At 67.6% G+C, this 22,166-nt stretch carries 20 protein-coding genes; 7 read left to right on the forward strand and 13 right to left on the reverse strand.

Going from position 1 to position 22,166, the window contains the following annotated elements:
- Positions 1–29: 29 nt before the first annotated feature.
- A complete protein-coding gene (gene pcaB, locus ASE31_RS15515; protein WP_057202705.1) occupies positions 30–1,406 on the reverse strand; it encodes a 3-carboxy-cis,cis-muconate cycloisomerase in 1,377 nt (458 codons plus the stop codon).
- A gap of 116 nt (positions 1,407–1,522) precedes the next feature.
- Here pcaB and ASE31_RS15520 point away from each other — a divergent pair, with 116 nt between their 5' ends.
- The 3 genes from ASE31_RS15520 to ASE31_RS15530 all read left to right on the forward strand — a co-directional run bounded on the left by ASE31_RS15520 (position 1,523) and on the right by ASE31_RS15530 (position 3,251).
- Complete coding sequence (locus ASE31_RS15520) at positions 1,523–2,257, forward strand: GntR family transcriptional regulator (protein WP_057202706.1); 735 nt, start codon at positions 1,523–1,525, stop codon at positions 2,255–2,257.
- An 86-nt stretch (positions 2,258–2,343) separates the two neighbouring features.
- Complete coding sequence (locus ASE31_RS15525) at positions 2,344–2,724, forward strand: VOC family protein (protein ID WP_057202707.1); 381 nt, start codon at positions 2,344–2,346, stop codon at positions 2,722–2,724.
- A gap of 11 nt (positions 2,725–2,735) precedes the next feature.
- The gene (locus tag ASE31_RS15530) at positions 2,736–3,251 is read left to right on the forward strand and encodes an EVE domain-containing protein (protein ID WP_082604176.1); all 516 of its coding nucleotides are present in this window, start codon (positions 2,736–2,738) and stop codon (positions 3,249–3,251) included.
- A gap of 2 nt (positions 3,252–3,253) precedes the next feature.
- Here ASE31_RS15530 and ASE31_RS15535 read toward each other — a convergent pair whose 3' ends face one another.
- The 12 genes from ASE31_RS15535 to ASE31_RS15590 all read right to left on the reverse strand — a co-directional run bounded on the left by ASE31_RS15535 (position 3,254) and on the right by ASE31_RS15590 (position 18,480).
- Positions 3,254–6,997 carry a molybdopterin cofactor-binding domain-containing protein gene (locus ASE31_RS15535; protein WP_057202708.1) on the reverse strand — a complete coding sequence of 1,248 codons (3,744 nt, stop codon included), beginning with the start codon at positions 6,995–6,997 and terminating at the stop codon, positions 3,254–3,256.
- Positions 6,994–7,512 carry a (2Fe-2S)-binding protein gene (locus ASE31_RS15540; RefSeq protein WP_057202709.1) on the reverse strand — a complete coding sequence of 173 codons (519 nt, stop codon included), beginning with the start codon at positions 7,510–7,512 and terminating at the stop codon, positions 6,994–6,996. Before ASE31_RS15540 ends, ASE31_RS15535 begins: the two co-directional genes overlap by 4 nt.
- A gap of 17 nt (positions 7,513–7,529) precedes the next feature.
- A complete protein-coding gene (locus ASE31_RS15545) occupies positions 7,530–8,708 on the reverse strand; it encodes an ABC transporter substrate-binding protein (protein WP_200961118.1) in 1,179 nt (392 codons plus the stop codon).
- A gap of 259 nt (positions 8,709–8,967) precedes the next feature.
- Positions 8,968–9,693 (reverse strand): bifunctional nicotinamidase/pyrazinamidase, encoded by a 726-nt coding sequence (pncA, locus tag ASE31_RS15550; protein ID WP_057202740.1) that lies wholly within the window; start codon positions 9,691–9,693, stop codon positions 8,968–8,970.
- A gap of 74 nt (positions 9,694–9,767) precedes the next feature.
- Entirely contained in the window at positions 9,768–10,514 is a 747-nt protein-coding gene (locus ASE31_RS15555) for an ABC transporter ATP-binding protein (protein WP_369818159.1), read from the reverse strand.
- Positions 10,514–11,314 carry an ABC transporter ATP-binding protein gene (locus tag ASE31_RS15560; protein ID WP_057202710.1) on the reverse strand — a complete coding sequence of 267 codons (801 nt, stop codon included), beginning with the start codon at positions 11,312–11,314 and terminating at the stop codon, positions 10,514–10,516. The genes ASE31_RS15555 and ASE31_RS15560 overlap by 1 nt, the downstream gene beginning before the upstream one ends.
- Positions 11,311–13,206, reverse strand: coding sequence for an ABC transporter permease (locus tag ASE31_RS15565; protein WP_057202711.1), 1,896 nt, complete (start codon positions 13,204–13,206; stop codon positions 11,311–11,313). Before ASE31_RS15565 ends, ASE31_RS15560 begins: the two co-directional genes overlap by 4 nt.
- Before the next feature lie 132 nt (positions 13,207–13,338).
- On the reverse strand, positions 13,339–14,538 hold the full coding sequence (locus tag ASE31_RS15570; RefSeq protein WP_235514503.1) for an ABC transporter substrate-binding protein: 1,200 nt from the start codon (positions 14,536–14,538) through the stop codon (positions 13,339–13,341).
- 94 nt (positions 14,539–14,632) lie between these two features.
- Positions 14,633–15,217, reverse strand: coding sequence for an amino acid synthesis family protein (locus ASE31_RS15575; RefSeq protein WP_057202713.1), 585 nt, complete (start codon positions 15,215–15,217; stop codon positions 14,633–14,635).
- Positions 15,218–15,262: 45 nt separating this feature from the next.
- Positions 15,263–15,904 (reverse strand): amino acid synthesis family protein, encoded by a 642-nt coding sequence (locus tag ASE31_RS15580; RefSeq protein ID WP_057202714.1) that lies wholly within the window; start codon positions 15,902–15,904, stop codon positions 15,263–15,265.
- Between the two features lie 20 nt (positions 15,905–15,924).
- Complete coding sequence (locus ASE31_RS15585; RefSeq protein ID WP_057202715.1) at positions 15,925–16,848, reverse strand: UPF0280 family protein; 924 nt, start codon at positions 16,846–16,848, stop codon at positions 15,925–15,927.
- A 9-nt stretch (positions 16,849–16,857) separates the two neighbouring features.
- On the reverse strand, positions 16,858–18,480 hold the full coding sequence (locus tag ASE31_RS15590; protein WP_057202716.1) for a hypothetical protein: 1,623 nt from the start codon (positions 18,478–18,480) through the stop codon (positions 16,858–16,860).
- A gap of 175 nt (positions 18,481–18,655) precedes the next feature.
- Between ASE31_RS15590 and fdxA the strand changes: the two genes are divergently transcribed.
- The 4 genes from fdxA to ASE31_RS15610 all read left to right on the forward strand — a co-directional run bounded on the left by fdxA (position 18,656) and on the right by ASE31_RS15610 (position 22,009).
- The gene (gene fdxA, locus ASE31_RS15595; RefSeq protein WP_057202717.1) at positions 18,656–18,985 is read left to right on the forward strand and encodes a ferredoxin FdxA; all 330 of its coding nucleotides are present in this window, start codon (positions 18,656–18,658) and stop codon (positions 18,983–18,985) included.
- A 69-nt stretch (positions 18,986–19,054) separates the two neighbouring features.
- Positions 19,055–19,828, forward strand: coding sequence for a ferredoxin--NADP reductase (locus ASE31_RS15600; RefSeq protein WP_057202718.1), 774 nt, complete (start codon positions 19,055–19,057; stop codon positions 19,826–19,828).
- Positions 19,829–19,889: 61 nt separating this feature from the next.
- On the forward strand, positions 19,890–20,576 hold the full coding sequence (locus tag ASE31_RS15605; RefSeq protein WP_057202719.1) for a TetR family transcriptional regulator: 687 nt from the start codon (positions 19,890–19,892) through the stop codon (positions 20,574–20,576).
- A gap of 245 nt (positions 20,577–20,821) precedes the next feature.
- Positions 20,822–22,009, forward strand: a complete 1,188-nt coding sequence (locus ASE31_RS15610; RefSeq protein WP_057202720.1) for an amidohydrolase family protein — start codon at positions 20,822–20,824, stop codon at positions 22,007–22,009.
- Positions 22,010–22,166 lie beyond the last annotated feature (157 nt).

Below are 22,166 nucleotides of genomic sequence, written 5' to 3' on the forward strand. Positions count from 1 at the left end.
GAAAGCGCAAGCGGGGAATCAGGCGGGGCTCAGTGGTCGAGCGCCGCCGAGGCGGCCAGGGCGCGGTCCACCATGGCGGGCGCCAGGCCCAGGTAGTTGGCGGGGTCGGTGAGTCGGTCGATGGTGGCGCGGTCGACGTGGCGCATGACCTCGGGCAGCGCGGCCAGCGCCTCGGCCAGCGTTCCGCCATGTTCGTTGACGGTGCGGCAGGCGTCGTAGACCACGTCGTGCGCCTGCTGGCGGCCCATGGCCGGGGCCAGGCCCATCATCACGGCCTCGGCCACGATCAGGCCCCGGCTGATGCCGAGGTTGTTGCGCATGCGCGCCTCGTCCACGATCAGGCCGCCGAGCGCGAACTTCGCCTGGTGCAGCGCGCCGGCGGTGAGGATGAAGCTCTCGGGCAGCGCCAGCCACTCGGCATGCCAGGGGCCGGTGGCGCGCTCGAAGTCCTGCACCATGGCATCGACCATCAGCCCCGCGTGCTGGCGCACGGCCTTCGAGGCCGCCAGCATCAGCTCGCTGGAGATCGGGTTGCGCTTTTGCGGCATGGTGCTGCTGGCGCCCCGGCCCTTCACGAAGGGCTCGTAGACCTCGCCGAACTCGGTGGAGGCCATGATCATGATGTCCAGCGCGATCTTGCCCAGCGAACCCGTGACCAGGGCCAGCAGATTGACGGCCTCGGCGAAGCCGTCACGCGCCACGTGCCAGGTGGTCACGGGCACGGCCAGGCCCAGTTCGTCGGCCAGCGCGGCCTGCACTTCGAAGCCCTTGTCGCCCAGCGATGCCAGTGTGCCTGCGGCCCCGGCGAACTGCACCACCAGCACGCGCTTGCGCAGCTCGGCCAGGCGCTCCTGGTGTCGGTCGAACATGGCCAGCCAGATCGCCACCTTGTAGCCGAAGGTCACGGGCAGCGCCTGTTGCAGGTGGGTGCGGCCGGCCATGGGCGTGTCACGGTGCTTCGCGGCCAGCGCGGCGAGGATGCCGCGCAGCACGCGGATGTCGGCCTCCACCAGCGCCAGGCCATCGCGCAACTGCAGCACGTTGGCCGTGTCCATGATGTCCTGGGTGGTGGCACCCCAGTGCACATAGCGCCCGGCCTCGCCGCACATCTGCACGAGCTGGTGCACCAGCGGCAGGATGGGGTAGCCGACGATGTCGGTCTCGTGGCGCATGTGGTCGAAGTCCACGCGGTCCAGACGCGATTCGCGCGCGATGGCCTCGGCCGCCTCGGCCGGGACCACGCCGCAGCGCGCCTCGGCCCGCGCCAGCGCCACCTCCACCTCGATGTAGCGGGCGATCAGGGTGTGGTCGGAGAACACCTCGCGCATGCGGGGCGTGCCGAAGGCGTCGCGGAACAGCACCGAGTCGAGCACCGTGCTGGCAGGGGAAAACGAGGAGGAGGACATGGCGGCCTGGATATGTTGATAAAATACGAACATATATAAATGTTCGAACAAATAGACTGTAAATATGTTCGAACAAAACTCGATTTGGGGTTTTCCCTGAGCAGGAGCCTGTCCGCATGACCGCCGCCAAAAACACCGACCTCGCCCGCGACCTGTCCGAGGGCATTGCCTCGGGCCGCTTCGCCGTGGGCACGTTGCTGCCCACCGAGTTCGAGCTGTGCGACCAGTACGGCCTGAGCCGCTATGCCGTGCGCAAGGCGCTCGACGAATTGCAGGAGCTGGGCCTGATCTCGCGGCGCAAGAACGTGGGCACACGCGTGGAGGCCACGCGGCCGCGTGCCGGCTTCACGCAGTCCATCGCCACGGTGGAAGAACTGGCACGTTTCGGTGCCGAGCATGTGCGCACGGTGCAGTCGATCAACACGGTGGTCGCGGACCTGGCGCTCGCCAAGCACCTGGCCTGCCCCGGCGGCACGCGCTGGCTGCACATCGCCTGCCTGCGCATGGAAGGAGGCTGCACACGGGCACGCCCGATCTGCTGGCTGGACCTGTACATCGACCCGGCGTATTCCGACATCGGCCCCATCGTGCGTGATTCGCCCGAGACGCTGGCCAGCTCCATCATCGAGGAGCGCTACGGCCGGCGCATCGCCCGCATCCGCCAGGACATCGAGGCCGTGCTGGTGCCACGCGAGCATGCCGAGGCCCTGCGCGCCGAGGCAGGTGCGCCGGCCCTGAAGATCACGCGGCACTACATCGACCCGGCCGACCAGGTGTTCGAGATCTCGGTCTCGCTGCACCCGGCGGACCGGTTCAAGTTTTCGATGGAAATGAACCGCGCCAGGGAATGAGGGCACTGCTGCAAGCCTGCTGACAAACCGCTGTCAGCAGCAGGTCATCACCATCGGGGCTTCTTCACACACACAAGGAGTCCTTCATGAAAAACGCCATCAGCTGGTTCGAAATCCCCACCACCCAACTGGACCGTGCCCAGGCTTTCTACGAGGCCGTGCTGGGCCACGCCATGCGCCGCGAGTCCATGGGCCCGAGCGAAGGCGCGGTGTTCTCGTATGACCCGGAATCCGACGGAGCGGGTGGTGCGCTGATGATGGGGCCGACCGCGCCGCAGCTGGCAGCAGGCGCTGGCACCCTCGTCTACCTCGATGCTTCGCCTTCGCTCGATGCGGCCCTGGAGCGGGTGGTGGCGCAAGGCGGCAAGGTAGCCCTGCCGCGCCAGGCACTGCCGCCGGGCATGGGCTTCTTCGCGCACATCCATGACCTGGATGGCAACCGCGTCGGTCTGCACGCCGAGGCCTGAGGAGCATGGGCATGGCGGCAGCAAGCGCCTTGGCTCAGCCGACCCTGTGGGCCGACGCACCACAGCCCGCCATGGCCGCGCCACGCGGCAACTGGATCGCCGTGGCCAGCGCCAACCACGCGCGCCGCGGCTGCGTCGAGCCCGAAGCCGGCTACATGCAGGTGTGCCACGGCAAGGTCGCCCCGCTGCGGCGTGTGAAGCCCGGCGACAGGGTCGCGTACTACGCGCCCACGGTCACCATGGGCGGCAGCGACAAGCTGCAGGCCTTCGTCTCGCTGGGGCTGGTGAAGCCCGGCGAGCCCTATGCCTTCGACATGGGCGGCGGGTTCGTGCCGTTTCGCAAGGGCGTGGACTACGTGCCGGCCCGCGAGGCGGCCATCGCACCGCTGCTCGATCACTTCGAGTTCGTGCAGGACCGCGCGCGCTGGGGCTATGCGTTCCGTTTCGGGCTGTTCGCCGTCAGCGACCACGACATGCGGCTGATTGCCGATGCCATGGGTGCCAGCGCGGATTCACTGCATCTCTAACGCTATGGATGCGCCGGCCCTGCGCGCACGCGCGCCAGGGCGGCGGGCACATCGTTCCATGCCGGGCGGCCCGGCGCATAGCGCTGGCGCATGTAGCCCGCGAGTTCGGCGATCTGCGCATCGCTGAGCGCATCGCCAAAGCCGGGCATGAAACCCAGTTCGCGCGAAGCGGGCTCGCGGATGCCGTGGACGATGACCTGCAGCAGGTTGTCCGGCCGGTCGCTGTGCAGGTTGCTGTTGAGCGCCAGCGGCACGTTGGCGCCCAGCAGCTTTGGTCCGTCGCCATCGTGGTGGCAGGCGGCGCAGGCGCCATTGAACAGGCGCTGGGCCTGGCCGGGCCGGGGCGCCAGGGCAGCCGCCTGCGCGACAGCGGCCCGGGTCGTGGCCTGCACCGCGTCGGCAGCAGGTTCAGTGGTCGCGCTGAACGAGGCCAGGTAGATGGCCATGGCACGGATGTCCTCGTCGGGCAGTTGCGCAAGCTCCTGCACCACGGGCGCCATGGGGCCGGAGGCACTGCCATGCTCCGGGCTGTGGCCCTTGCGCAGGTAGCTGTACAAGGCGTCGGCGCTCCAGGGCACGGGCGCCTTCGACAGGCCGGTGAGCGCGGGCGCCTCCCAGCCATCGACCAGCGCACCCGAAAGGAAGGCCGCGCCGCCCATCTCGGCCCCCAGCGCGTTGCGGGGCGTGTGGCAGGCACCGCAGTGGCCGGCGCCCTGCACCAGGTAGGCGCCGCGGTTCCATTCGGGCGGGCGCGCGGGGTCGGGCTTCCAGGGCGTGGCATCGTGGAACAGCGCGTTCCAGCCCGCCATGAGCGGGCGCACGCTGAACGGAAAGGCCAGCTGCGTGGCCGGCACCTCGGAGCGCACCGGCGGCTGGGCCATGAGCCAGGCGTACAGCGCGGTCAGGTCGTCGTCGTCCATCTTCGCGAAGGACGTGTAGGGAAAGGCCGGGTACAGGTGCTTGCCGTCGCGCGAGATGCCCTCGCGCATGGCGCGCTGGAAGGCGCTGAAGGACCACTGGCCCAGGCCGGTCGCTGCATCGGGCGTGAGGTTGGTGGTGTAGACCGTGCCGAAGGGCGTGTCCATGGCCCGCCCGCCGGCATTCGGCGTGCCGCCCGGTGCGGTATGGCAGACCACGCAGTCGCCGGCGGCCGCCACCAGGCGGCCGCGCTCGATGGTGGCGGCGTTGTAGACCGATGCACCGCCCGCCGCCTGCGCCACGGGGGCGATGGCCGGGCGCCAGCCCAGCAGCGCCGCGCCCATGGCCAGGCCACCCGCGGCCAGGGCCAGTGCGCGCGCCCAGGGGCTGCGCCGGCGCGGCCAGGTGGCGCTGGTGGGCACCGCCGGGGCTGGCAGCTCCAGCGTGGGCAGCACGTCGGCCGGCTCTGCCGCAGACCCTGCGGTGGCATTCCCCCCCTGCCCTGGTGCACCGGCCAACGGGTTGAGCCCGGCGCGCACCACCTCGGGGGTGAACGGCGGCGCGCGAAAGCGCACGCCCGTGGCGTCGAAGATGGCGTTGGCAATGGCCGCCGTGCCAGGCACCGACGAGGACTCGCCCGAGCCCAGCGGTGCCTCGTCCTGCCGGGGCATGTGCATCACCTCGATGACCGGCACCTCGCGAAAGCTCAGGATGGGGTAGCTGCCCCACTCGCGTGTGTCCACGGCCTGCGTGACCGGGTCGAAACGCACCTGCTCCTTGAGGGCCCGGCTGGTGGTCTGCACCACGTTGCCATGCACCTGGTGCTGCACCCCCGCAGGGTTGACCATCATGCCCGCATCGTGCCCCACGACCACGCGGCGCACATGCACCTCGCCGGTCTTTCGGTTCACGTCCACGTCGGCCACCCAGGCGGCCCAGGCCGCGCCAAAGCCCGGCCACTTGCTGTGGATGTAGCGCGCGTAGGCAAAGCCCTGGCCCTGCACCCAGTCGCCCTCGGCCCCCTGCAGTGCGCCGGGGCCGGGTACGCGCGGGCCGGTGTGCGGTTGCCAGCCGGCCTTCTCGGCCGTGGCCTTGACGAGTTCGGCCGCGCGTGGGTCGCTGAGCAGCTGCAGGCGGAACTCGACCGGGTCCACGCCGGCCGCGGTGGCCAGCTCGTCCACATAGGACTCGTGCGCGAAGGAATTGGGCAGGGCCGAGACGCCGCGCAGCCAGGAGGCGCGCACGATGGGCGCCATGTCGTTCACGGCCACGCGCAGGTTGTCGTAGTCGTAGGGCGGGCGCGCCGTGCGGTCGCCCATCTCGTAGGCCTGGGCCACGGGCTCGATGGTGCGGGTGAGCAGCAGGGCCAGCGTGGGCGCGCCGTTGGAGGGGTAGGACGTCTCGAAGTCGTAGGCGGCTACCGAGCCATCGGCATTGAGCCCGCCGCGCACGTGCATGAGCTGGGCCGTGCCCTTGGGCTCCCACAGGTGCTCCTGCTCGCGCGTGAGCTGCACGCGCACCGGCGCGCCCACGGCACGCGAGAGCAGCGCGGCATCCGCCGCCACGTCGTCGGCGCCATTGCGGCCGTAGCAACCCGCGGCCTCCATGCGCACCAGGTCGATGTCCACGTCGGCCAGGCCCATGAGGCGCGCCAGGTCGGCGCGCAGCACATGGGGGTTCTGCGTGCCGGCCCAGACGGCCATGCGCGCGCGGCCGCAGGCATCGTCGTGGTGCCACTCCGCCACCGCACACGAGGGGCCGATGGAGCCGTGCAGTTGGTACGGCCAGACATAGGTGCGCGGCATGGACTGCGCGGCTGCGGCCAGCGCGGCGTCCACGTCGCCCTCGTCCACCAGGCGGCGTTGCGTGGAGGGGTTGGCGCGGATGGCCTGGGCCAGGGCGTCCGGGCTGTCCTGCCGCGGGAAGCCGGGCCAGGGCTTCCAGTGCACGCGCAGCGCACGCATCGCCTCCTCGGCCTGTTCCTCGCGCTCGGCAACGATGCCCACGAAATCGCGCACCACCACCACCGCGCGGATGCCCGGGATGTGCGCGATGGACGACTGGTCCACCGATTCGAGCGTGTTGCCGATGAAGTCGCCATGGTCGGCCCCGGCATAGGGCGGGCGCACCACGCGGCCGTGCAGCATGCCGGGCACGCGCATGTCGTGCACGAAGACCAGCTCGCCGCTGACCTTGGCCGGTATGTCCACGCGCGGCACCGACTGGCCGACCACGGTGTAGTCGGCCGTTGGCTTGGTGGGCGTGGCCTCGGCGAGCTCCAGCGCGGTGTGCGCGCCAGCCAGCAGTTCGCCATAGGCCACCCGGCGGGCTGGGTCGGCCGCCACCTGCACCACGCCGGCCTGCACCTGCAGCGCATCGGTCGCCACGCCCAGGCGCTCGGCGGCCTGGGCCACCAGCCAGTGGCGCGCCTGCGCTGCGGCGGTGCGCAGGGGTTTGGCGTGTATCTGGATCGAGGCGCTGGCAATGGTCGCGCCCTGGTTGGGCGCGCGCGTGGTATCGCCCAGCACCATGTTCACGCGCTCAAGGGGAACGTCCAGCTCCTCGGCCACGATCTGCGCAAGCGCCGTGCGGATGCCGGTGCCCAGGTCGACGTGGCCATTGAGGGCGGTCACGCTGCCATCGTCCCACACGGCCAGCAGGATCTCCACGCCCTCGGCCGGGTTGCCGGCCACCAGCGCGGGCTGGCCCTTCACAGGCGGGGGTGCGGGCGGCGGGTTGCGCACGACCAGCAGCCCCCCCTGTGCGGCATGGAAGTCGGCGCGTGTGAGCGGGCTGTGCGCGCGCAGCGGTACCAGGGGCGCGTTCATGCGGCCACCCCGCGCACCAGCACCGCCGCGCGCTGCACGGCGCGGATGATTTCCACATGCGTGCCGCAGCGGCACAGGTTGCCCGAAAGCTCGCGGCGGATGGCGGCCTCGTCGGGGTCGGGGTTGCGTTCAAGCAGGGCCACCGCCATCATCACCATGCCGTTGAGGCAGTAGCCGCACTGGGCCGCCTGCTCGTCCACGAAGGCCTGCTGTACCGGATGCAGCCCTCCCTCACAGCTGCCGCCATGGCGGCGCGCGGGCAGGCCCTCCAGCGTCGTCACCTCCCGCCCCGCCACGCCGTGCGCAGGGATCACGCAGGCGCGTGCCGCCACCCCGTCCACCAGCACCGTGCAGGCGCCGCACTGGCCCAGGCCGCAGCCGTACTTGGGGCCGTTGAGCGAGAGGTCGTTGCGCAGCACATGCAGCAGCGTGGCGCCCGCGCCCGGGGCACCTGCTGGCAGCTCACATGGCTGGCCATTGACGGAAAGGGTGAGAACGGTGGCTGGGGTCTGCATGGATCCTGAATGAAACGTCAGCGGCGCAGGCTGCCGGTGCGGGTGTACATCTCCAGGTCCACGAAGTTGGACCCATTGTGGTTGTTCGGACCGTACTGCACCGGGAAATCGCCGAACTTGGTGGTACCCATGTCTTCCATGGCCTTGATGAAGGCCTCGCGCGTGAGGTTGCGCCCCGCGCGCCTGAGGCCTTCGACGAACACGCGCGCGGCGATATAGCCTTCGAGCATGGTGTAGCTGTCGATCTTGGCACCGGCATCGGTGCGGTCCTTGCGGTAGTCGACCACGATGGGCAGGCGGCTGGCCTGCGGCGAGGGCACGATGCTGGCCGTGACCAGGCCCTCGATGCCGCCATTGAGGCGCTGGGCCGAGCCCGGCGCATCGGTGATGCCCACCGAGATGGTGTACAGCGGCGCGGCGCCGCCACCGGCACGGTAGTCGCGCAGGAACACCTCGACCATCTTGCCGGCCATGATCATCACCACCGCGCCGGGCTGGGCCTTGGTGAGCTGGGCCACCTGGGCCTTGGCGTCGGTGGCGGCAATCTCCAGAGGCACCGACTCGACCACCTTGACCTTCAGGCCCTGGGCGATCTGCAGGCAGGTCTCAAGGTTGGACTTGCCGAACGCGCTGTTCTGGTAGGCGACCGCGATGTTGGTGATGCCCAGCGTGGCCAGATGACCGACGATCTTGCGCAGCTCGGTCTCGTAGCTGGCGCGCACGTGGAACAGGTAGCGGTTGTGCGTGGTGCGGAACGAGGTAGTGCCTACCAGCGGCGCGAACATGGGCACGCCGGCCTTCTCGGCCAGCGGCATGGCGGCGATCAGGTTGCCCGTGGCCACGTAGCCGATCAGGGCGAAAACCTTTTCCTCGTCGATCAGGCGCGCCGTGTTCTCGGCGGTCTTCTTGGGCTCGTAGGCGTCGTCGAGCGAGACCAGTTCGAGCTTGCGCTCGAACACCCCGCCGGCCTTGTTGGTGCGGTCGAAGTACAGGGAGATGCCGGCCTTGTAGTCCACGCCGAAGTCCTTGGCGGGCCCGGTGAAAACAGCGGACTGCCCCACTTTGATGCCCTTGTCCGTCACCCCGGTCTCTGCCGCCATGGCCGTCGTCGCCGAACTGCCCAGGGCCGTCGCCGCCATGGCCATCAGCACGGCCCTGCGGTCGGTGCGCCCATCCCTCATCCCACGGTACTTCATGAAACGCTCCTTACATCAAAGGTGGCAGTTTCCCCGCAACACGAGGGACTGTGCAACCATTTACAGGGGGTGTTGCGAAACCGTCAAAGACGGATTCCCACGCTGCCGGCCAGGCGGCAGCCCCTGGTCTTTTGCAAGTCCCGTGCCCATGGCTCATGAGGATTTGGATTCAATCGGATAACTAGGCGGGGAGCTGCAGACAGTGCTTTAGCACGGCAAGGCGACCCAACGACGTTAAACGTTTGAAGGCAAATCCGTATCAGGCGACGTCGAGGTCGCTCGACTGGATGCGCTTGACCCCCTTGGCCTTCATCTGCTTCCAGGCCGCCTCCAGCGAGCCGTTGAGGTCGATGGCGCGGCAGGCGTCTTCCACCACATAGGTTTCGAAGCCCAGGCGCTTGGCGTCCAGGGCCGTCCAGGCCACGCAGAAGTCGGTGGCCAGGCCGGTCACGAACACCGTCTTGATGCCGCGCTGCTTGAGGTACCCGGCCAGGCCCGTGGAGGTCTTGCGGTCCGCCTCCTCGAAGGCCGAGTAGCTGTCCACATGCTCATGGAAGCCCTTGCGCAGGATCACCTGGGCCTGGGGCAGTTTCAAATCCTTGTGCAGGGCCGCATCGTCGGTGCCGCGCACGCAGTGGTCGGGCCACAGCACCTGCTGGCCGTAGCTGAGCTTGGTGGTCTCGAAGGGCTTCTTGCCGGCATGCGTGCTGGCGAACGAGGCGTGGCCCGGTGTATGCCAGTCCTGCGTCACGACCACGTTCTCGAACGCGGTGGCGATGCGGTTGATGACCGGCACCACCTCGTCGCCCTTGGCCACGGGCAGCGTGCCACCGGGCACGAAGCAGTTCTGCACGTCCACGACGATCAGCGCTGCGCGTTCGCCGGGCTTGATCTTGCCCGCTGCAAAGGCCAGGGGCATGCCGGCCCCCGCGAGGGTGAGGGCGGCGGCGGATTGGAGGAAGAAACGGCGCTGGGCAGGGATCATCATGGCGGACACTCCGGTTGGGAACGCACTGGCAGATCGGTACGGGCCCAACAGGCCCGCGCCGGGAAAATCCTTCAAACGCTCAGGTAGGACCTGCGCACCTCGTCGTTGGCGGCCAGTTCGGCCATGGACGCCTGGTAGCGGATCTGGCCCTTTTCGAGCACGTAGGCACGGTCGGACACGAGCTCGGCGAAATGCATGTTCTGTTCGGACAGCAGAATGCTCACGCCCTGGGCCTTGAGCTCCAGGATCATCTGCGCCATCTGCTCGACGATGACCGGGGCCACGCCTTCGGAGGGTTCGTCGAGCAGCACCAGGTAGGGGTTGCCCATCAGCGTTCGCGCCACGGTCAGCATCTGCTGCTCGCCTCCGCTCATGCGGCCGCCGGGGCGCTGGGGCATCTCGCCCAGGTTCGGGAACAGCTTGAACAGGGCCTCGGGCGTCCACAGCGGCGCTGCCGTGCCGTCAGGCCAGTGGCGCGCGGGCTGGCGGCCCACGGCCAGGTTCTCCATCACCGTGAGGTCGGTGAACACGCGGCGGTCCTCGGGCACGAAGCCCAGGCCCAGGCGCGCCGCATCGTGCGGATCGCTTTTGGAAATGTCCTTGCCCATGAAGCGGATCTGGCCCTTGCGTTTGGCCAGCATGCCCATCAGCGTCTTGAGCGTGGTGGACTTGCCCGCGCCGTTGCGGCCCATCAGCGCCACGACCTCGCCGCGGCGCACGTTGAGGTCCACGTCGTACAGGATCTGCGCAGCGCCGTACCAGGCCTGCAGGCCTTTGGCCTCCAGCAACACGTCCTTGGAATCAATCGTCGTCGTCATCATGCGGTCTCCGCAGGCGCAGCAGCAATCGCTGCACCGGCCGTCTTTTTCTCGAAGGTCTTGCCGGTGCCGAAGTACACCTCCTGCACCTTGGGGTGGTCGCGCAGCTCCAGGGGCTTGCCCTCGGCGATCAGGCGCCCGCGCGCCAGCACGATCATGCGGTCGGCGTACGCGAACACCACGTCCATGCTGTGCTCGGTGAACAGCACGGCCATGCCGCGGTCGATCACCAGCTGCTTGGTCAGCGCCATGAGTTCGTTGCGCTCCTTGGGCGCCATGCCGGCCGTGGGTTCGTCCATGAGCAGCAGCTTGGGCGCGTTGGCCATGGCGATGGCCAGCTCCACGCGCTTCACGTCGCCATAGGCCAGCACGCTGCAGGGGCGGTCGGCCTGGGCCTTCATGCCCACCTGCTCAAGCAGGGCCAGGGCCTCATCACGCTTGTGCTCCGAGGCCTTGCGGAACATCGAGAACAGGCGGCTGTCGTTGGAGATCAGCGCCATCTGCACGTTTTCCACCACGGTCAGCGAGGAGAAGGTCTCGGCGATCTGGAAGGTGCGGCCCACGCCCATGCGCCAGATATCGCGCGGCTTGCGGCCCACCAGCTCCTGGCCGTTGAGCTGGATCGAACCCACGTCGGCCGGCAATTGGCCGTTGACCATGTTGAAGGTGGTGGACTTGCCGGCGCCGTTGGGGCCGATCAGGGCCAGCAGCTCGCCGGCCGCCAGCTCGAAGTGGATGCCGTCGACGGCCTTGACCCCACCGAAGGACTTGCCCAGGCCGGTGACTTTGAGCAGGCTCATGCTGCCTCCTTGGCTTCGCGCTTGTTGTCGAAGAGTTGCTTGATGGCCCCCGCGATGCCCTGCGGGAACAGCAGCACCAGGATCAGGATGATGGCGCCCAGCATGGCGCGCCAGTAGTCGGTGTTGCGTGCCACGGTGTCGTGCAGCCAGGTGAAGGTGACCGCACCCACCACCGGGCCGGCCAGCGTCTGGATACCGCCCAGCAGCACCATCACCAGGCCGTCGACCGACTTGCCCACGTGCAGCGCCTCCGGCGAGATGCTGCCCTTGGAGAAGGCGAACAGCGCACCGCCCAGGCCCGCGAACAGGCCGGCGATGACGAAGGCCGTCCACTGCATGCGCTTGACGTCGATGCCGATGGCATCGGCGCGCAGCACTGAGTCGCGCCCGGCGCGCAGCGCATAGCCAAAGGGCGAGAACAGCACCCGGCGCAGCGCCAGCACGCCGCCCACCACCAGGGCCAGCGTGAGGAAGTAGTAGTTGCGCTTGTCCGACAGCCACTCGGCCGGCCACACGCCCGTGAGGCCGTTGCTGCCACCGGTGAAGCCGTCCCACTGGTAGCAGATGGCCCAGGTGATCTGCGCGAAGGCCAGCGTCAGCATGGCCAGGTACACGCCCGACAGGCGCACGCAGAACCAGCCATAGATCAGCGCACCGGCCGCAGCGGCCAGGGGGGCCAGCAACAGCGCCGCTTCCATGGGGATGCCGGCCGAGCGCACCAGCAGCGCAGCCGCATAGGCCCCAAGGCCGAAGTACGCGGCGTGGCCGAACGAATGCATGCCCGCAGGCCCCATGATGAAGTGCAGGCTGGCCGCGAACAGCGCCGCGATCAGCAGGTCGATCATCAGCACGGTGAGATAGGGCGAACCTGTGGTGACGAAGGGCAGCAGCACCAGCGCGGCCACCAGCACGGCTGCACCGACCTTGTACCAGGGCGCTGAGGCGCGCAGCGGCGCTTCGGGAATACCGGTGTTGCGGCTGACCGCCTGGGGCTTGCCCATCAGACCCCAGGGGCGCACCACGAGCACGACGGCCATCACCAGGAACTCGACCACCAGCGTGAGCTTGGAGAACGAGACGCTGTAGCCGAAGATTTCGACCACGCCGAGCCAGATGCAGATGGCCTTGATCTCGGCGATCAGCAGCGCGGCCACATAGGCGCCCGGGATGGAGCCCATGCCGCCCACCACCACCACCACGAAGGCGGCGCCGATGGTGTTCAGGTCCATCTCCAGCGTGGCCGGTTCGCGCGGCAGCTGCAGCGCACCGCCCAGGCCCGCCAGCAGGGCGCCCAGGGCGAACACCGCTGTGAACAGCCAGGCCTGGTTCACGCCCAGGGCGCTGACCATCTCGCGGTCCTGCGTGGCGGCACGCACCAGCGTGCCCCAGCGGGTGCGGGTGAGCAAGAGCCACAGCAGGCCCAGTACCACCGGGCCGACGACGATCAGGAACAGGTCGTACGAGGGGAATTGCCGCCCCAGGATGCTGACCGAGCCCGACAGGCCCGGCGCACGCGGGCCGAGCATTTCCTCGGGGCCCCAGATCCACAGCGCGGCGTCCTTGATCACCAGCACCAGCGCAAAGGTCGCCAGCAGCTGGAACAGCTCGGGTGCCTTGTAGATGCGGCGCAGCAGCACCACCTCCACCAGGGCACCGAGCGCGCCGACCACCACGGCCGACAGCAGCAGCGCGGGCCAGAAGCCCAGGCCGGTGCCCAGCTTGGCCACCATGGAGTAGGCGACGTAGATGCCCACCATGAAGAACGAGCCATGCGCGAAATTCACGATGCGCGTGACGCCGAAGATCAGCGAAAGCCCGGCGCCCACGAGGAACAGCGAGGAGGCCCCCGCCAGTCCATTGAGCAGCTGAACGATAAAACTCGATAAACTCATTCCAGATCCTTCGGCAACACTTGTCCCTCGGGCATGTCCGTCTGCCCGTTCGCGTGCATGTGGGGTAGCAATATGGCCTCAGGGGCTAGCGGACGCAAGTGTCCACAGCCGCCTCAGGCCGGGGACCAGCCGTCAGTCGGCCGGGCGCATCTTCTTGACTTCGTCGTTCGTAGGCTGCACCTTGGCGCCGTCCACGTAGCGGTAGTCGACCATCACGCCCTTGCCACCCTCGTTCTTGGTGCGGCCCACGTAGCCGCCCATGGTGGACTGGTTGTCCTCGGGGCGGTAGGTGATGCGGCCGAACGGCGTGGGCACCTGCAGGCCCTTGAAGGCAACGACCAGCTTTTCGGTGTCGGTGGAGCCGGCCTTCTTGATGCCCTCGGCCAGCGACTTGATGGCGCTGTAGCCCACGACCGAGCCCAGGCGCGGGTAGTCGTTGAACTTGCCTTGGTAAGCCGTTTGGAAGGCCTTGTGCTCGGGCGTCTGCAGGCCGTACCAGGGGTAGCCGGTCACGATCCAGCCGTTGGGGGCCTCGTCCTTGAGCGGGTCCATGTACTCGGGCTCGCCGGTCAGCAGGCTGACCACTTCACGGTCCTTGAACAGGCCACGCGTGTTGCCTTCGCGCACGAACTTGGACAGGTCGGCGCCGAACAGCACGTTGAAGATCGCATCGGGCTTGGCATCGGCCAGGGCCTGCACCACGCTGCCCGAGTCGACCTTGCCCAGCGGGGGCGCCTGCTCGACGACGAATTCCACGTCCGGCTGCGCGGCCTTGAGCAGTTGCTTGAAGGTGGCCACGGCCGACTGGCCGTATTCGTAGTTGGGGTAGACCAGCGCCCAGCGCTTCTTCTTCAGGGCCACGGCCTCGGGCACCATCATCGACACCTGCATGTAGGTGGAGGGACGCAGGCGGTAGGTGTAGCGGTTGCCGTTCTGCCAGACGATCTTGTCGGTCAGCGGTTCGCCGGCCAGGAAGAAGAACTTCTTTTGCTTGGCGAAGTCGGTCAGCGCCAGGCCCACGTGCGAGAGAAAGGAGCCGGTGAGCACATCCACCTTCTCGCGCGAGACCAGTTCCTCGGCGGCGCGCACGGCATCGCCGGGGTTGCCGTTGTCGTCGCGGATCACGAGCTGGACCTTCTTGCCCAGCAGGCCACCTGCGGCGTTGATCTCGTCCACTGCCAGCTCCATGCCCTTCTTGTAGGGCTCCAGGAAGGCGGGCTGGGCCTTGTAGCTGTTGATCTCACCGATCTTGATGACATCCTGGGCCATCGCGGGAGCGATTGTGGCGGCCAGCGCGGCAGCGGCCGTAGCACGCATGAGGGTCTTAAGCATCGTCATGGAAACACTCCTGATGGATTGGATGGGAGAGAAACAGCGGTGGCGAACAGTATGGGGGAGACAGCGGGTCACGGGTGTGGCGGTGCGCTCAGCGCAGGCCGTCCTGGCCCTGGACTTCTGCGGTGGTGAGCCCGCCTATGCGCGGCAGCGGGCGGCCGCCGGCCGTGACCACCACGGCCACCACGATCTCGTTGGCGCGTGGCGCATCGGCCACACGGGCCTCCATGGCATCGAAGTGGCTGCGCACGTAGGCGGCGTCCTTGTGGCCCAGCGGCACGTCGATGGCAGCGCCCAGGCCGCCGATCTTCTTGCTTGAAGGCACCAGGGCTGCGCCCTTTTCCACCGCCAGGCGCAGCGGGGCGCCGAGCTTGGGGTGCAGGATGGCCGCAGCGTGTTCGAGCTCGCCGCCTTCGCCCACGATGGCGGCCTTGCCATAGCTCTCGGCCTGGCCGGGCGCAATGCCCAGGGCCTGCACGCAGCGCTCGCCCAGCAGGCCGCCGAGCTCTTCGCCGATGGCGATCAGCTCGTCGAGGTTTTCCACGTAGCGGCCCGCAAACGGGTTCTCGATGACGGCCATGGCCAGGGCCTTGCGCACGGGCGGGTTCACCTCGCGGCCCATTTCCACGCGCACTTCGTCGGTCTGGACGATGATTTTCCGGATCTTGGCTGGCATGTGTGTGCTCCTTGGTCTCTCGTAGTCGTTATGGTTGGCGTGGGTTCAGCGCAGGCCGTTCCACTGGCTGATGTCGGCGGCCTTGAGCCCGCCCACCCGCGCATGGATGCGTGCGCCGGTGGTCATCGCCAGGATGAAGACGATCTCATCGGCCAGCGGTGCGCCGGGCACACGCACCTCGATGGCATCGAAATGGCTGCGCACGTAGCTGGCGTTGATGTGGGTGAGCGGCACGTCGAGCGCCGCACCAGGGCCGCCCACCTTCTTGGTCGAGGGCACGATGGATAGCGCGTTGGCAGGCTGCCCGGTCTTTTCCTCGGCCTGGCCCTTGGCGTAGGCATTGCGGTCGCCCTTCCAGCCCAGCAGTTCACGCATGGCATAGCCGCCCGGCACATGCCACAGCGCGCCGTGCTCCAGCTCACCGGCGGCGCCGATGATGGCGCCCTTGCCATAGGTCGCGATGCGCTCGGCCGGCACGTTCATGGCCTTGAGCAGGCGCTGCGCCATATCGAGGCCCACCTCCTGCAGCGCATCCATCATGGGCAGGATGTCCGCCTCGTAGCGGCCGGCATAGGGATTGGTGAGCACGGCGCCGATGGCACCACGCAGCAGCGGTGCACCAGTTTCGGGCCCGAATTCGTGCCGGATTTCCTCAAGGTGGGTGAAAACGCGTCGGATCTGGATCATGGGATGGCCTGTGCAATTCATTAAGCAAATACTGAACCAACTTCAAACAAGGCAGCGGATTTCTCCTCGGTGGAGCCTTCCAGCGCCAGGCGCGCGGATGGCGTCGCCATCCATTGCCCCTGGCACGAAAGCAGTGCGCACCACAGATGGCCGGCAAGCTGCAATTCTTGCGCTTTTTCAAGACCGGCCTGCAGGGCCTGGCGCACCAGGGCGGCCGGCAGCGCTGGCACGTCCACCGTGACGAGGATGGCGCCCAGGTCGCTGTCGTCCTTGACCTCGCAGGCGGGCCTGCGTGCAATGCGTGCATCCTGCAGGTTCACGGCATTGGCCACTACCGTGGCCGCGGCGTCGGCCTGGGCCGCCGTGGCCGCCAGGATGGTGACGCTGTCGGCAATGCCCAGCGAATGGCTGCGCCCGCGCCAGCCGCTGGTTGCCACGCCGCGCACCGGCATGGTGCTCGTGAGGCGAAAGGCGCCGTCGAGCAGCAGCCCGCCCTGCAGCTGCGCCGCATCGAGCCCCGCAATGTCGGCATACACCCCGACGCTGGCCGATTCGCCCGGCGCCAGGTGCAGCGCGATATCGCCGCCATTGTTCACCCAGGCGCGCTGCACGCACTCCACCGCGTAGCAGGCCAACAGCTCCTGCGCCACCGAACCGGCCACTGCGGCCATGGGCGTGATGAAGTCCTGGCGAAACGGCTGGCAGGCGCTCCACATGCGGCGCGCCACCGGGCCCTGCAGCGGGCAGTCGCCAGCGCCCACCGGCGCACGCAGCGCGGGCAGCTCACGCACCAACTCCTGCAGCAGGCCCTGAAAGCGCACCCAGGCGCGCGCATGCGCCGCAGCCACGGCGAGCGCATCGCCCTCGGCCTGCACGATCACGTCCATGGGGCCGTGTTGCAGGTGCCAGCGGCCGGCGGACAGCAGTTGTCGGGTGGCTTGCATGGAGGCCCCTCAGCCCAACAGCGGCGGCTGGCCCAGGGGCCAGGGGTTGGCCGATGGCAGGGTCAGCCACGAGACCGATTGCGGCGCACCATCGTTGTGCCAGGCGCCGCGTTCGAGCACTTCGCGCAGGCTGCGCACCTGGTCCATGTGGCCACCGAGCAACTCGTAGTCACTGCGGCGCATGCTGAATTCGATGGGCGCCACGATGGCCGGCGTGGGCACAGTGCCAAAGCTGTTGTCGGGCATACGCAGCACGTCGGCCATCACCGTGATGCCGCCACCGGGCCAGACATAGGCCGGCGCACCGCCACAGGTCACGTTGACCAGCGCATTCTTGATAGAGCGAGTAAGCAGCACCGGGTTCTCGGTGACGCCCGCACGCAGGCTGCCGCCCGCACCGCCCAGGAACAGCACCGAAGTCATCGAGGGTTCGCAGTTCTCGCCGATGCGGTCCACGATGCGGCGCACCTCGGCGGGCATCTCGGCCTCCACCGGATTCAGCGATTCGTCGAGCACGTACCAGCTGGCGTGTTCGCCCGTGGTCGAGGTCATCAAGAGGCGCAGGCCGGGCCAGGCCACCGCGTCGTCCCAGGTCTCGATGATGGACAGCGGGTCGGCGATGTCGGTGCCGCCCCAGCCCGTGCCGGGGTTGGCCACCTGGAAGTAGCGGCCCGGCGTGGACTTGCGCCCGCGCATCTTGATGCCCGAGGATTTCATGTCCAGGCAGCGGCCGGCCTGGTGCTCGGTGAGCACGCCGGTGATGTGGTCGTCCACCACCACCACCTCGTCGGCCTGGCCGAAGAACTGGCGCGCAAAGATGCCGATGGCGGCCGAGCCGCAGCCCACGCGCATGCGCTGCTCGGCCACCCCGTTGACGATGGGCGCATGCCCGGCCTGGATCACGAGCTGCGAGCCGCCGTCGATGGTGAGCTCCACCGCCTGCTTGTTGCCCAGCATCTGCATCATCTCGTTGGCGATGCGCCCTTCCTTCTTGCTGCCGCCCGTCAGGTGGTGCACGCCGCCCAGCGAGAGCATCTGCGAGCCGTACTCGGCCGTGGTGACATGGCCCACCACCTCGCCCTTGCAGCGCACGTTGGCCTGCTCGGGGCCGAGGAAGCGGTCGGTGTCGATCTTCACCTTGAAGCTGCAGTAGCTGAAGATGCCCTCGGTGACCACGGTGACCATGTCCACCCCATCGACCTTGGAACCGACGATGAAGGGCGCGGGCTTGTAGTCAGGATAGGTCGTGGAAGAGCCCACGCCGGTGACGAAGACTTCTTCTGTCAGCAGCAGGTCGCCGCTCCAGGCGGGCTGCTCAGCCGGTGCGTCCTGGCCTCCGGCACCCGCATCGGCAGCGCGGCCTGCAAAGGGCACCAGCACCGCCTCGCCTTCCGCCATGGTCTTGCGCAGCAGCACCACGGGATCGACCCGCACCAGCAAGCCGGCCTGGTTGGCGTAGCGGTCGCAGGCGCCGCTGCGGCCCTCGGAGATCTGGCACAGCACAGGGCAGGCGTTGCACTCCACCTTGGCCGTGTTCATGCGTTCATTGCGCGGCCGGGCGCGCTCGAGCACCTGCGGCAGCTCGGGTGCGTCCATGCCTGGAAGGCCATCGGTCTTGGTGTGTTCAGTCATCGTGGCAACCCATTCCTCGCACCGTTTTCTGTGCTTGTACGTTCATGGCGTTTTGTGTAGCATTCACTTAACTTAAATGTTGTGATCACTACATTTGAGGCGAATGTAGCGCAATCGTTCGCAGTCCGCAATAGTGTTTGCGCGCCCCCTGAAATGGTGCACAAGGAGCCCCAAAATGACGCACGTAGTCACAGACGCATGCATTCGGTGCAAGTACACCGATTGCGTGGATGTATGCCCGGTCGATTGCTTCAAGGAGGGACCGGAATACCTGGTGATCGACCCCGACGAATGCATCGACTGCGCGGTCTGCATCCCCGAATGCCCAGCCAATGCCATCTATGCCGAGGACGACCTCCCGGCAGGCATGGAAATCTTTATCCAGTTCAACAAAAAGCTGGCCCCCGGCCTGCCCACAATCACCAAAAGAAAACCGCCTTTGCCAGATGCGGAACAATGGAGGGTTGTGAGCCACAAGCTTTCCGGCCTGGACATCGCGCTCTGACGCGGCCGGCCCCAGCCTTTCAGCCAGCTTTTTCGCCCTATTTTTCAACTTTTAGCCGACGTAAGCACCATGAGCGCCTTTCTTGAAGAACGCGTATTGACCGTCAACCACCTGACGGACCGCCTGTTTTCCTTCACCACCACGCGCGATACCGCGCTGCGGTTCTCCAACGGCCATTTCACGATGATCGGCCTGCGCGTGAACGGCAAGCCGCTGCTGCGCGCCTACAGCATCGCCAGCGCCAACTACGAGGAACACCTGGAGTTCCTGTCGATCAAGGTGCCCGACGGCCCGCTGACCTCGCGCCTGCAGAACATCCAGGTGGGCGACTCCATTGTCGTGGGCAAGAAGCCCACCGGCACCCTGCTGATCGACTACCTGCTGCCCGCCAAGCGGCTGTACATGCTCTCCACCGGCACCGGCTTGGCCCCCTTCCTGAGCCTGATCCGCGACCCCGAGACCTACGAGAAGTTCGAGGAAGTGGTGCTGGTGCACGGCGTGCGCGAGGTCAAGGAGCTGGCCTACCACGACTACATCACCGAAGAGTTGCCCAAGCACGAGTTCCTGGGCGAGATGGTGAGCAAGCAGCTCAAGTACTACCCCACCGTGACGCGCGAGGATTTCAAGCACCAGGGCCGCGTGACCACCGTGATCGAAAACGGCCAGCTCGCCCGCGACCTGGGCCTGCCAGCGCTGAACCCGGTGGAAGACCGGGTGATGATCTGCGGCAGCCCCGAGATGCTGCGCGACCTCAAGCACATGATGGAAGTGCGCGGCTTCAAGGAAGGCAACACCACGAAGCCCGGCGACTTTGTGATCGAACGAGCCTTCGCTGAGCAGTAATATCCCCGGCAGGCCCGGTCCCTGCATGGCAGGGGCTGCCCTGCCACCCAACGGATCATCCATGTCGGCCACACCCACCAAGACCCGGACTGCTTCCACCCGCGCCCCCTCCGCCCGCCGCACCGGCGTGCGCGAGCAGGCGGCCCAGACCACGCGCGACAACATCCTCAAGGCGGCGATCAAGGTGTTCGCACGCTACGGCTATGAAGGCGGCAGCGTGGAGAAGATCTCCAAGGCGGCCAAGTCCTTCGACCGGATGATCTACTACTACTTCGGCAGCAAGGAAGGCCTCTTCATCGAGGTACTCGAAGAGATCTACCGGCGCATGAACGACGCCGAAACCACCCTGGACATCCGGCTGGAGACCCCCGTCGAGGCGCTCAAGGCAGTGGTGCGCTTCGTGAGCCAGTACTACCGCAAGCACCCCGAGTTCGTCACCCTGCTCAACACCGAAAACCTGCACAAGGGCAAGCACATCTCCAAGTCGATGCGCGCACGCGAGTATTCCTCGCCCGCCGTCTCGGTGATCGAAAAGGTGCTGGCCGCGGGCGTGGCCAGCCAGGAGTTCCGCGCCGACCTGCGCGCGCGCGACCTGTACCTGCTGATCGCCTCCATGGGCTACTTCTACCAGTCCAACCGCTACACGCTCTCGGCCTTCCTGGGCGAGGACATCGACCAGCCCGAGGCCGTGGCCCACTGGGACGAGTTCATGATCGATACCGTGCTGCGGACCGTGCGGGCGTCCTGAGGCGCAACGCGCCCTCCCCGGGGCCCAAGGCCCATATCTTGCAAGAGCCCCCTGCCGATCCGGGCGATCGGCAGGGGCGCAGCCTGCCCGCTTCACCGCAGCGCCTGATCTGCCCCGAGACACTTTGCAGTGCTTGCCATCTTGCACGATGCTGGCCTCTTATGTAGTATTCACTACACGAATTGCAGCCCCACGATCGGCGCAGTTTGCGCCCTCCCCCTCAACCATCCGACTGGTACCTTCCCATGGCAGACATCTCCACCAATGCGGCCTCCGGCAAAGTCGTCATCAAGAACATCGGCCTGCTGCTCTCGGGCGACCTCGAACGCCCCATCCTCGACGCCGACACCATCGTCGTGAACGACGGCCTCATCGTGGCCGTGGGCCGCGAGAAGGACTGCGACACCGAACACGCGCGCACCACCATCGACGCGCGCCAGACCTGCGTGGCCCCCGGCCTGATCGACAGCCACGTACACCCCGTCTTCGGCGACTGGACGCCGCGCCAGAACCAGATCGGCTGGATCGACTCGACCATGAACGGCGGTGTGACCACCATGGTCTCGGCCGGCGAGGTGCACCTGCCCGGCAGGCCCAAGGACATCGTGGGCTTGAAGGCCCTGGCCATCACCGCGCAGCGCGCGTTCGACAACTTCCGCCCCGGCGGCGTGAAGGTGATCGCGGGTGCGCCCATCATCGAGAAGGGCATGGTCGAGCAGGACTTCAAGGACATGGCCGATGCCGGCGTGACCCTGCTCGGCGAAGTCGGCCTGGGCACCGTGAAGGCCGGCTACGAGGCCCAGCAGATGGTGGCCTGGGCGCGCAAGTACGGCATCCAGAGCACCATCCACACCGGCGGGCCTTCCATCCCCGGCTCGGGCCTGATCGACAAGGACGTGGTGCTGGAGGCAGATGCCGACGTGATCGGCCACATCAACGGCGGCCACACCTCGCTGCCCTGGAAGCATGTGTGCGAACTGTGCGAGAAGTCCTCGCGCGCCATCGAGCTGGTGCACAACGGCAACGAGAAGATCGCCATCGAGGCCGCACGCGCCGCAATGGAGCTCAAGTGCCCGCACCGCGTGATCCTGGGCACCGACGGGCCCGCAGGCTCGGGTGTGCAGCCCCTGGGCATGCTGCGCATGATTGCGCTGATCTCGAGCTTCGCCAACATCCCGGCCGAGCTGGTGTTCTGCTTTGCCACGGGCAACACGGCGCGCATCCGCAACCTCAACTGCGGGCTGATCGAGCCGGGTCGCGCGGCGGACTTCGTGTTCATGGACCGCGCCCAACACACGGCCGGAGCCACGCTGCTCGAAAGCGTGCAACTGGGCGACATCCCCGGCATCGGCATGGTGATGATCGACGGCCTGGTGCGCTGCGGCCGCAGCCGCAACACGCCACCGGCGACCGAGATCCCTGTCGTTCTCTGAGCCCCAACCTGGACGCCTTCAGCACACCTTCCTCATTCCCTGCGCAGGCCCACACGCCTGCGCGAACCTTTTCCTTGTACTGATGGAGTTCCTCCCATGAAAGCAATCGTCGCCGTCAAGCGCGTGGTGGACTACAACGTCAAAGTCCGAGTCAAGT

Origin of the sequence: Acidovorax sp. Root217, assembly GCF_001428645.1 — a bacterium.
Classification (GTDB): Bacteria; Pseudomonadota; Gammaproteobacteria; order Burkholderiales; family Burkholderiaceae_C; genus Acidovorax.

What these genes read in the sequence shown, in the direction of transcription:
- pcaB (WP_057202705.1), bottom strand. Translation starts at nt 1,406, where the DNA reads ATGTCCTCCTCCTCGTTTTCCCCTGCCAGCACGGTGCTCGACTCGGTG.
- ASE31_RS15520 (WP_057202706.1), top strand. Translation starts at nt 1,523, where the DNA reads ATGACCGCCGCCAAAAACACCGACCTCGCCCGCGACCTGTCCGAGGGC.
- ASE31_RS15525 (WP_057202707.1), top strand. Translation starts at nt 2,344, where the DNA reads ATGAAAAACGCCATCAGCTGGTTCGAAATCCCCACCACCCAACTGGAC.
- ASE31_RS15530 (WP_082604176.1), top strand. Translation starts at nt 2,736, where the DNA reads ATGGCGGCAGCAAGCGCCTTGGCTCAGCCGACCCTGTGGGCCGACGCA.
- ASE31_RS15535 (WP_057202708.1), bottom strand. Translation starts at nt 6,997, where the DNA reads ATGAACGCGCCCCTGGTACCGCTGCGCGCGCACAGCCCGCTCACACGC.
- ASE31_RS15540 (WP_057202709.1), bottom strand. Translation starts at nt 7,512, where the DNA reads ATGCAGACCCCAGCCACCGTTCTCACCCTTTCCGTCAATGGCCAGCCA.
- ASE31_RS15545 (WP_200961118.1), bottom strand. Translation starts at nt 8,708, where the DNA reads ATGAAGTACCGTGGGATGAGGGATGGGCGCACCGACCGCAGGGCCGTG.
- pncA (WP_057202740.1), bottom strand. Translation starts at nt 9,693, where the DNA reads ATGATCCCTGCCCAGCGCCGTTTCTTCCTCCAATCCGCCGCCGCCCTC.
- ASE31_RS15555 (WP_369818159.1), bottom strand. Translation starts at nt 10,514, where the DNA reads ATGACGACGACGATTGATTCCAAGGACGTGTTGCTGGAGGCCAAAGGC.
- ASE31_RS15560 (WP_057202710.1), bottom strand. Translation starts at nt 11,314, where the DNA reads ATGAGCCTGCTCAAAGTCACCGGCCTGGGCAAGTCCTTCGGTGGGGTC.
- ASE31_RS15565 (WP_057202711.1), bottom strand. Translation starts at nt 13,206, where the DNA reads ATGAGTTTATCGAGTTTTATCGTTCAGCTGCTCAATGGACTGGCGGGG.
- ASE31_RS15570 (WP_235514503.1), bottom strand. Translation starts at nt 14,538, where the DNA reads ATGCTTAAGACCCTCATGCGTGCTACGGCCGCTGCCGCGCTGGCCGCC.
- ASE31_RS15575 (WP_057202713.1), bottom strand. Translation starts at nt 15,217, where the DNA reads ATGCCAGCCAAGATCCGGAAAATCATCGTCCAGACCGACGAAGTGCGC.
- ASE31_RS15580 (WP_057202714.1), bottom strand. Translation starts at nt 15,904, where the DNA reads ATGATCCAGATCCGACGCGTTTTCACCCACCTTGAGGAAATCCGGCAC.
- ASE31_RS15585 (WP_057202715.1), bottom strand. Translation starts at nt 16,848, where the DNA reads ATGCAAGCCACCCGACAACTGCTGTCCGCCGGCCGCTGGCACCTGCAA.
- ASE31_RS15590 (WP_057202716.1), bottom strand. Translation starts at nt 18,480, where the DNA reads ATGACTGAACACACCAAGACCGATGGCCTTCCAGGCATGGACGCACCC.
- fdxA (WP_057202717.1), top strand. Translation starts at nt 18,656, where the DNA reads ATGACGCACGTAGTCACAGACGCATGCATTCGGTGCAAGTACACCGAT.
- ASE31_RS15600 (WP_057202718.1), top strand. Translation starts at nt 19,055, where the DNA reads ATGAGCGCCTTTCTTGAAGAACGCGTATTGACCGTCAACCACCTGACG.
- ASE31_RS15605 (WP_057202719.1), top strand. Translation starts at nt 19,890, where the DNA reads ATGTCGGCCACACCCACCAAGACCCGGACTGCTTCCACCCGCGCCCCC.
- ASE31_RS15610 (WP_057202720.1), top strand. Translation starts at nt 20,822, where the DNA reads ATGGCAGACATCTCCACCAATGCGGCCTCCGGCAAAGTCGTCATCAAG.